The 8,218-nt window shown below is 67.0% G+C and carries 7 protein-coding genes and 1 pseudogene; 4 read left to right on the top strand and 4 right to left on the bottom strand.

What is annotated here, in order from left to right; translation table 11 throughout:
• Positions 1 to 474, bottom strand: a 474-nt coding sequence (locus tag VMJ11_RS11155; RefSeq protein WP_325619476.1) for an NERD domain-containing protein, incomplete at its 3' end; no start/stop codon positions are given.
• A 373-nt stretch (positions 475 to 847) separates the two neighbouring features.
• Between VMJ11_RS11155 and VMJ11_RS11150 the strand changes: the two genes are divergently transcribed.
• Positions 848 to 1,474: a glutathione S-transferase family protein gene (locus VMJ11_RS11150; RefSeq protein ID WP_325619475.1), complete on the top strand. Its 627-nt coding sequence runs from the start codon at positions 848 to 850 to the stop codon at positions 1,472 to 1,474.
• 93 nt (positions 1,475 to 1,567) lie between these two features.
• Positions 1,568 to 2,176 carry a Fur family transcriptional regulator gene (locus VMJ11_RS11145; RefSeq protein WP_325619474.1) on the top strand — a complete coding sequence of 203 codons (609 nt, stop codon included), beginning with the start codon at positions 1,568 to 1,570 and terminating at the stop codon, positions 2,174 to 2,176.
• Between the two features lie 169 nt (positions 2,177 to 2,345).
• Here the strand turns inward: VMJ11_RS11145 and VMJ11_RS11140 are convergent, their stop codons facing one another.
• The 3 genes from VMJ11_RS11140 to VMJ11_RS11130 all read right to left on the bottom strand — a co-directional run bounded on the left by VMJ11_RS11140 (position 2,346) and on the right by VMJ11_RS11130 (position 5,444).
• Positions 2,346 to 2,756: a response regulator gene (locus VMJ11_RS11140; RefSeq protein WP_325619473.1), complete on the bottom strand. Its 411-nt coding sequence runs from the start codon at positions 2,754 to 2,756 to the stop codon at positions 2,346 to 2,348.
• A 249-nt stretch (positions 2,757 to 3,005) separates the two neighbouring features.
• Positions 3,006 to 4,580, bottom strand: a complete 1,575-nt coding sequence (locus VMJ11_RS11135; RefSeq protein ID WP_325619472.1) for a deoxyribodipyrimidine photo-lyase — start codon at positions 4,578 to 4,580, stop codon at positions 3,006 to 3,008.
• Between the two features lie 168 nt (positions 4,581 to 4,748).
• The gene (locus tag VMJ11_RS11130) at positions 4,749 to 5,444 is read right to left on the bottom strand and encodes a TetR/AcrR family transcriptional regulator (RefSeq protein ID WP_325619471.1); all 696 of its coding nucleotides are present in this window, start codon (positions 5,442 to 5,444) and stop codon (positions 4,749 to 4,751) included.
• A gap of 97 nt (positions 5,445 to 5,541) precedes the next feature.
• On the opposite strand from VMJ11_RS11130, the gene VMJ11_RS11125 reads away from it, so the two are divergent.
• Positions 5,542 to 7,086 carry an MDR family MFS transporter gene (locus tag VMJ11_RS11125; RefSeq protein WP_325619470.1) on the top strand — a complete coding sequence of 515 codons (1,545 nt, stop codon included), beginning with the start codon at positions 5,542 to 5,544 and terminating at the stop codon, positions 7,084 to 7,086.
• A gap of 355 nt (positions 7,087 to 7,441) precedes the next feature.
• Positions 7,442 to 8,209: pseudogene (locus VMJ11_RS11120) on the top strand (MFS transporter); the annotation flags it as partial.
• Positions 8,210 to 8,218 lie beyond the last annotated feature (9 nt).

The following is an 8,218-nucleotide window of genomic DNA, read 5'->3' as shown; positions in this document are numbered from 1 at the left end:
GATCGCGGCAAGCCGTGCCTTGCGCGTGGCGTCGACGATGCGTGCGGGATTCACGCCCGCGATCGCCGGCTCGCGCACCACATGGTCGGGGCAATAAAAGAGCTCTTCGAGCACGTAGGTGCCCGCGCCGAACGCCGCGGTGAAACGCCGGTGCAGGCCCTCGACCGTGCGCGCAAGCGCGATCGCCACGTTGCGCTCGGTCTGCAGATACGCCTTCACGAGGCCGCCCGGCGTTTCGCGCAGGAAGCCGGTTTTCTGCTCGACGATCATCACGCGGCCGGCCGGGCTGACGATCACGAAGTCGGCCTCGCCGAACACCGAGAAGCCCTCGGAAACGCGGGTCCAGTGCACGCCGTGATAGACGGTATAGCCGTTCGGCAGGCCGCGCGCGAGCGTCGCGAGCGTTTCGCGCTCGCGGGCGGCGGCGCCGGTGGCTTCGAGATGCTGCCAGTCGTCGGGGACAATGCGGGCCATGAGCGAATCTCGGGACGGGTTTGGGGGCGAGTCTTGCGTCGGGTCGCTTCCGCGCCGGCTGGCCGGATGCGGATAGAGGGCGCGATACCGCACGGATCAGGCATGGCTGCGGAACGCCTGGCGCCGCGCAGCGCCTATTCTACGAAAAGCGAGGCTTGCGCATAGTCGGCCGAAGGATACACGCCGGGTACGCCACGCATGTCGGCCCGCATGGAGTCCGCCGGCCGCCGCCGCACCCGGTGGGGCGGGGCGCACAAAGCAGCAGGACGCAGGCAGCGGGGTGCCGCCAGGAAAAGCCGCGTCGAATCGTGTATCGTGGCGGCGCAGCGCTTGAGCTGCGCCCTTTTTCCCCATTGCAAGGAGTACACGCCAGATGATCACGATCTGGGGACGCGCCAATTCGGTAAACGTCCAGAAAGTCCTGTGGTGTTGCGACGAGCTCGTGCTGCCGTTCCAGCGCATCGACGCCGGCGGCCAGTTCGGCCAGCTCAACGAGCCCTCGTTCCTCGCCATGAATCCGAACGGCAAGATCCCGACGCTCGTGGACGGCGACTTCGTGCTATGGGAGTCGAACGCGATCCTGCGCTATCTGGCGATGCAGTACGGTCCGTCGAGCCTGCTCTACCCGAGCGACCCGAAGGTGCGCGCCGCGATCGAGCGCTGGCTCGACTGGTCGATCGGCACGCTCGCGCCCACCGAGCGCCCGGTCTTTCTCACGCTCGTGCGCACGCCACCGGAAAAACGCGACACCGCGCAACTCGCTGCCGACCTCGATCAGGTGAGCAAACTCTGGACGCTGCTCGACCATCATCTGCAAGGCCGCTTCTTCCTCGAAAACGAACGCTTCTCGCTCGCCGACATCGTGCTTGGCTCATTCGCGCGGCGCTGGTTCGGGCTCGAGGGTGTGGAGCGCGAGCCGCTGCCGAATCTCGAACGCTGGTATCAGCGAATCGCGCAGCGCCAGGGCTTTCGCAAATACATCGATCTGCCGCTCACCTGAGCGGCAACTGAGCGGCAATTGAGCGCAAATGAGGCACAACTGCGGGGTAGCGCGCGCGGCCGGGCCGGCGGCGCGCCCCGTATAATCGCAGGCATGAAGACAGCAAAACCGTCCCCGGACGCTGCGGCCATGCACGGCGCGGCGCACGACCACGCGCACGATCACGGCCACGCGCATGCCCATTCGCATGAGGGCGCCGTGGGCGCGTCGCTCGAGTCCGCGCTCGCGATGGCCGACGCCTATTGCCGCGAACGCGGCGAAAAGCTCACGCCGATCCGCCGCAAGGTGCTGGAATTACTGCTCGCCTCCGGCCGCGCGACCAAGGCGTATTCGCTGCTCGACGAAATGCGCCAGATCCATCCGGGCTCCGCGCCGCCCACGGTCTACCGGGCGCTCGATTTCCTGCTTACGGCGGGGCTCGTTCACCGCATCGAATCGATCAACGCCTTTGCCGTTTGCCACGATCTCACGCAGTGCCAGCACGGCATTCTCGTCGTGTGCCAGCAGTGCGGAAACGTCACCGAACTGCACGAGCCCAAGCTGCGCCAGGCGCTCGTCGCGCAGATCGAAGCCGCGGGATATCGGCTCTCCGGTGACGGCATCGAACTCAAGGGCCTGTGCGCGCAATGCCAGGCTAGCCAGGCCAACCTGGCCAACCATCCTGGCGCGGCCGCGGCGCCCGAGGCCGCCGCGCATTCCTGATCGCTGATCGGCCAACTGGCCAACCCAGGGCTAATCAGAGGCCAACCCGGGATCAATCCGACGTTGCCGACCCGCCGCGCTGCGCGCGGCAATACGCTGGCCGCGCCGCATTTCGCGGCGTCTCGCCATCCAGACTGCTCCCGCCTTTCGCGGCGCTACGCCCGCCGCGTCATAGCGAATGGCGCGCGTCGATCGCGTCGCTCAGGAGCGCCACGAGTTCCTCGGGCCGGGCTGGTTTGGTCATGAAATGCTGGAAGCCTTCGCCGATGCTGCGCAAACGCCAGCTTTCGTCGGTGTGGCCGGTCAGCGCGACGGCGACGGTCGGTGCATGATCGCCGCGAATCTCATAGTCGCGCAGGCGCTGGATCAGGTAGAAGCCGTCCATGGCCGGCAGGTCGAGATCGCAAACCACGGCGTCGGGGTGCAGGTTCAGCGCCGCTTCGACGCCCGTTTCGGCGTCTTCGACCGCCACGACGTGCGCGCCCTCCGCTTCCAGCAGCGAAGTCAGTGACGCCCGGCTTTGCGGGTCGTCTTCGACGAGGACGATGGTCGTCCGGTCGAGCTTGTGTACTGCGTTCATTGTCTTTGCTTGAATGCCTTTCTGTCTGTCAGGCCGAGTGCGCGGCCAGGCTTGCTGCGGCGAGGCCTGTCCACGCAGATAACAGGTTCCAGGGTCCCGCCCGGCCGCCGCCACGCAAGGCTGCGAGCCCGGCGCGATGCCGGATGTTCGCCAACGCGGACCGTCCTGATAGAGCAATATTAATGCCCTCGGGTTCCCGTGCGCAGCGCAAGATATCCGCGTCACAAGACAGGCCGATGAATGCCGCGCTCACGCGTTGCCGCCCTGTTTCGAGAGAGCGCGACCGTTCGCCTTGCCGGTCTTCACATAGGCTTCGAGCGCGCGCTGGCGCGCCAGCTCATGCTCGACGATCGGCTGCGGATAATCCTTGCCGGGCCGCACGCCCGCCGCTTCCAGTTGCTGCGCGCTCGCCTTCCACGGCTGGTGCACGAGCGCATCGGGCAGCCCCGCGAGCTCCGGCACCCATTGCCGCACATAGGCGCCGCGCGGGTCGAACTTCTGGCCCTGCAGCACCGGATTGAAGATGCGGAAAAACGGCGCCGCATCCAGGCCCGAGCCCGCCACCCACTGCCAGTTGGCCGGATTGCTGGCCGGATCGGCGTCGACGAGCGTGTCCCAGAACCAGCGTTCGCCCGCGCGCCAGTCGATCAGCAGATGCTTGGTCAGGAACGACGCCGTCACCATGCGCACGCGATTGTGCATCCAGCCCGTGTGCCAGAGTTCGCGCATGCCGGCATCGACGAGCGGATACCCGGTGAGCCCGCGCTGCCACGCGCGCAGGGCCGCCGGGTCCTCGCGCCACGGCATGGCGTCGAAGGCGGGACGCAGGTTGTGCGTGGCCAGGTCGATGTAGTGGTAGCGCTGGTAGTGGCAGAATTCCCGCCAGCCCAGCTCGCTCGCGAACTTCTCCGCGCTGGCCGCGCGCCGCGCCGCGCCGGGTCCGCGCGCATGCTCCGCCGCCTTCAACGCGGCCCAGACCTGGCGCGGCGAAATCGCGCCCACGCTCAGATACGGCGAAAGGCGGCTCGTCGCGGCGTCGCCGGGCTCGTCGCGCTCGCCGGCGTAGGCTTCGAGGTCTGCGGCGAGGAATGCGCGCAGGCGCTCCAACGCCGACTCCTCGCCTGCCGGCCACGTGGCGCGCAGGCCGCCCGACCAGTCGGGCGCGCGCGGCGCGAGACCCAGCTCGTCGAGCTTCAATGCGCGCTGGGTAAGACTTGCTGGCAGCGTTTGAAAAATCATCCGCTCCGGCTCACCCATCGGCGGCGGCGGGTCGCCCAGACGCAGGCAGGCGCGCCACCACGCGCTGAAGACCTGAAACGGCTCACCCGCCTGGTTCAGGACAGTCCACGGCTCGTTGAGGAGCTGCCCGTTGAAGCTCTCCACGCTCACGCCGCGCGCGCGCAGCGCTGTCTTGAGTGCGCCGTCGCTTTCGCGCTGCGCCGCGCCATAGCGGCGGTTCCAGTACACCGCCTGAGCGCCCGTCTGCGTGACTAGCGCATCGAGCGTCGCCGATTCGTCGCCTTGCAGCAGCAGCAACTCGCCGCCACGCGCGGCGAGAGCCGCCTGCAGCGCACGCAGCGACTCATGACGCCACCAGCGAGCCGCACCGCCCTCTGGGCGCTCGCCCGAGGCGCGCGGATCGTGGATCCAGACGCAGATCAGCGGAAGGCCGGTGGCCGCCGCCTGCGCGAGCGCAGGCTGGTCGGCGAGCCGGAGATCGTCGCGAAACCAGACGATCGCGGGCGCGGCGCGGGAGGAAGCAGAAGAAGTAGAAGGACGCAGACCGGGCCTCGACCGGAAACGATTGTGCGGAGAACGGCGCATGGACCGTGCCGCGAAGGCTCGCAGCGTAACACGGCGGGCCCCGCGCACCAGCAAAAAATCCGCACTTGCTACGGGGTGTCGGCGCACGAAACAGCGCTCGCCTGCCGGCGTTTCACCGCAACGGCGCGCTGCGAGGCGACCGCTCATGGCCGCCGCAAGGCGCCGCGATCAACCCGCCGCGCGCACCGGCCCCACGCCCTGCGTGATCAGTGCGACTGCATGGCGCGCGATATCTTCCGCGGCAACGCGATGTTTCTGGGGATCGAAGCGCCACATCGGGCCAGCGGCGAGAGGCAGCAGCGTGAGGCCCATCAGCGACTGGAACAGCAGCGACGGCTCGAGCGCCGCATTGAGCCTTCCCTCGCGCTGCCAGCGCACGATCGCCGCGTGCGCCTTTTCCTGGTTCTCGCGGCCGAAGCGCTCGTACATGCGCTGACGCAGCACGCCCCCCTCGCTGATGACGTCGCGCACCCACAGCGGCGCAAACCACGGATACCGCTGCCCAATCTCGACGAAGCGCCGCGCCACCGCGGTGAGCGCGGCCACGGGATCGTCGCGATGCTGCTCGAAGATATCGCCAAGCGCCTCGCGCAGCGGCATGAAGCGCTCGTCGATCAGGACGTCGATCAGATGATCGCGCGTCTTGAAGTAGTAGTGGACCATGGCGGGCGTGACGCCCGCCTCGCGCGCGATCGCGGCGAGCGACGTGTCGACGATTCCCTGGCGCGCGAACAGCGCGAGCGCCGCCTCGATGAGGCGTGTGCGCTGCTCCGCGCCGCCCACGCCGCCGCTCGGCCGGCCGGGCCGGCGCGCGGGTGCCGTGGCGGCGATGTCCGTGCCCATGGGCGTTTGCTGCACTTTCATAGCGTTACCGTACCGTTGCTTTTCAAACTTTGACCAAATGGAATAATTGCCCTAATATTAATCTCCAAGTTAATTAATTTCAAGATCGATGCACACGATGGATTCCCGCACCGAACACGCTGCGCCCGCCACTGCCGGGGCGCAGCCCACTGCCCCGGCCGCCGCCATTGCGGGCGGTCATCCACCCATCCGGCTGCTGTTTCCGGCGCTTTTGCTGGTCATGCTGCTGGCCGCGCTCGACCAGACCATCGTTTCCACGGCGCTGCCGACCATCGTCGGCGAGCTGGGCGGGCTCGACCGGCTTTCGTGGGTCGTCACCGCCTACCTGCTCACCTCGACGATCGTCGTGCCGCTCTACGGCAAGTTCGGCGACCTCTACGGCCGCAAGATCGTCCTGCAGGCCGCCATCGTGATCTTCCTGGTCGGCTCGGCGCTTTGCGGCGTCGCGCAGAACATGGAGCAGCTCATCGCGCTGCGCGCGTTGCAGGGCATCGGCGGCGGCGGCCTCATGGTCGTGACAATGGCTGCCATCGGCGACGTGATTCCCCCCGCGCAACGCGGCAAGTACCAGGGCATGTTCGGCGGCGTGTTCGGGCTCGCGACCGTGATCGGGCCGCTGCTCGGCGGCTTTCTTGTCGAGCATCTGTCGTGGCGCTGGATCTTCTACATCAACCTTCCGCTGGGCGCGCTCGCGCTCGCCGTGATCGGCGCCGTGTTCAAGCCGCGCACCGCGCACGTCAAGCACGTGATCGACTACATGGGCGCGGGCTGGCTCGCCGCCGCCCTCACCTGCCTCATCCTCTTCACGAGCGAGGGCGGCTCGCTCCTGCCGTGGAATTCGCCGCAGCTGTGGCTCACGCTCGTGCTCGGCATGGTGGCCGTGGCGGGTTTCATCCACGAGGAAAAGCATGCCGTCGAGCCCATCATGCCGCTCGAACTCTTTCGCGATCGCACCTTCGTGCTGTCGAGCCTGATCGGCTTCATTGTGGGCGTATCGCTGTTCGGCTCGGTCACCTTTCTGCCGCTGTATCTGCAGGTCGTGAAGGGCTCCACCCCTTCGCAGGCCGGCATGCAGATGCTGCCGATGATGGGTGGAGTTTTGCTGATGTCGGTCGTCACGGGCCGCATCATCAGCAAGATCGGCAAGTACCGCATGTTCCCGATTGCGGGCACGGCGCTCGTGGCCGTGGCTATGATGCTGCTCGCGCGCCTCGAGATCGGCACGCCGATCCATCGCATGTATCTGTACATGGGCGTGCTCGGCTGCGGCCTCGGTATGGTCATGCAAGTGCTGATTCTCGCCGTGCAAAACGCGGTGGCGTTCCGCCACATGGGCGTGGCCACCTCGGGCGCGACGCTGTTCCGCTCCATAGGCGGCTCGGTGGGTGTCGCCGCGTTCGGCGCGGTGTTCTCGCACGGGCTGCACGCGCGGCTCGAAAAGGTGCTCACAGCGGACGTCGAACTGCCGCAGCCGCTCACGCCCGATGTGATCCACCATCTGCCGCCCAAGCTGCACGCGCAGTATCTCGATGCGTTCGCCGGCGCGCTGCACACGGTCTATCTTTCGGCCGCGTGCGTGGTGGTGCTCTCGTTCGCACTCTCCTGGTTCTTGCGCGATTTGCCGCTGCGCAAGCAGCACTGACCCGCCCCTTTCCTCTTCCCTCCCGCGCCGGTTTCGTGACCAGGGCTTATGCCTGTGGTCACGAACCGCGTCACGTTCGTGCCCCGATTGCGGCCCGGTTTTGTCCGGGTTTTGTCCCGGTTTTGTCCCGGTTTTGTCCGGGTTTTGTCCGGGTTTTGTCCGGGTTTTGTCCGGGTTCTGCCGCGGTTCTGCCCCGGTTCTGCCCCGATACCGCCCCGATACCGCCCCGATACCGGCCCTCATTTGGGCCGCCTCGCCATTCATACATTTTCACTACCGAGCATTACATTTAGCCAAAATCGCGGGGCCGCAGGCCCGCAGGGGTCTCGCGAACCCGTACGCGGCGGAGGTTACGGTCCTGCAGCAGACGCTCTCCACGGAAGAGCTGAAGGCGTGGGGCTGGCGCATTCCGTTCGTGATCGGCGCGGCCGCTGCGGTGATTTCGTTGTACCTGCGCAAGTCGCTCGATGAAACTTCGACGAGCGAATCGCGCCACAAGCGCGATGCGGGCACGATCCGCGGCGTGTGGCAGCACAAGGGCGCGTTCCTCACCGTGGTGGGTTTCACGGCGGGCGGCTCGCTGATCTTCTATACGTTCACGACGTACATGCAGAAGTACCTCGTCAACACGGCCGGCATGCACGCGAAAACCGCCAGCAGCGTGATGACCTGTGCGCTCTTCGTCTACATGCTGATGCAGCCGGTGTTCGGCGCGCTTTCCGGCAAGATCGGCCGCCGCACGTCGATGATCCTGTTCGGCTCGTTCGCCGTCATCGGCACGGTGCCGCTCATGCACGCGCTCAAGGACGTGTCGAGCCCGGTCGCCGCGTTCGCGCTCATCACCATCGCGCTTGCGATCGTCAGCTTCTACACGTCGATCAGCGGTCTCATCAAGGCCGAGATGTTCCCGCCCGAAGTGCGCGCGATGGGCGTGGGCCTCTCGTACGCGGTCGCCAACGCGATCTTCGGGGGCTCCGCCGAGTATGTCGCGCTGTGGTTCAAGTCGATCGACAGCGAAACCACGTTCTACTGGTACGTGACCGTAATCTGCGCGATCTCGCTGATCGTCTCGTACCGCATGCGCGACCCGTCGAAGGAAGGGTATCTGCGCCACGAGCCCTGACGCGCCGGC

The sequence above is a fragment of the Paraburkholderia sp. genome (genome assembly GCF_035501035.1).
In the GTDB taxonomy this organism is placed as follows: domain Bacteria; phylum Pseudomonadota; class Gammaproteobacteria; order Burkholderiales; family Burkholderiaceae; genus Paraburkholderia.
The sequence above is the reverse complement of the archived record's forward strand: the minus strand, read 5'-3'. Positions and strand labels throughout refer to the sequence as shown.

What these genes read in the sequence shown, in the direction of transcription:
- VMJ11_RS11135 (WP_325619472.1), bottom strand. Translation starts at nt 4,580, where the DNA reads ATGCGCCGTTCTCCGCACAATCGTTTCCGGTCGAGGCCCGGTCTGCGT.
- VMJ11_RS11140 (WP_325619473.1), bottom strand. Translation starts at nt 2,756, where the DNA reads ATGAACGCAGTACACAAGCTCGACCGGACGACCATCGTCCTCGTCGAA.
- VMJ11_RS11145 (WP_325619474.1), top strand. Translation starts at nt 1,568, where the DNA reads ATGAAGACAGCAAAACCGTCCCCGGACGCTGCGGCCATGCACGGCGCG.
- VMJ11_RS11130 (WP_325619471.1), bottom strand. Translation starts at nt 5,444, where the DNA reads ATGAAAGTGCAGCAAACGCCCATGGGCACGGACATCGCCGCCACGGCA.
- VMJ11_RS11150 (WP_325619475.1), top strand. Translation starts at nt 848, where the DNA reads ATGATCACGATCTGGGGACGCGCCAATTCGGTAAACGTCCAGAAAGTC.
- VMJ11_RS11125 (WP_325619470.1), top strand. Translation starts at nt 5,542, where the DNA reads ATGGATTCCCGCACCGAACACGCTGCGCCCGCCACTGCCGGGGCGCAG.